1 pseudogene is annotated in these 322 nt (G+C 52.5%); it reads right to left on the reverse strand.

Features of this window, described 5'->3' with window-relative positions:
- A pseudogene (locus tag A3764_RS01225) lies at positions 1-183 on the reverse strand (CopG family transcriptional regulator); the annotation flags it as partial.
- Between the last annotated feature and the right edge of the window lie 139 nt (positions 184-322).

Here is a 322-nt window from a genome sequence, read left to right on the forward strand (position 1 = left end):
CTTTTCGACCTGCGCGCCTTCGGTAGCCAATTGGTTGCGGATCGCCGTCCGAATGAAATCCGTCCGGTTTTGGTAAAATCCTTCCTGAACCAACAGGTCCACCCGCCCCAGATCCACATATCCGAGGTTTATGGTGATCTTTTCGCTTTCCGGCGTCTTGTCGCGCAGTTGCCTGACATTCATCTCAAACTCCATCCATGTGGATGGTATATGGATGTCATATGCCATCCCGCAACCCTCTTTTGTACGAAAATCGACGCTGGGTCGTTTTTTCTTCGATCGCGGCACGGGGTGGGATCAGCCATTTCCGGCAAGTCCGATA

Source organism: Sulfitobacter sp. HI0129 (genome assembly GCF_001635395.1).
Taxonomy (GTDB): domain Bacteria; phylum Pseudomonadota; class Alphaproteobacteria; order Rhodobacterales; family Rhodobacteraceae; genus Sulfitobacter.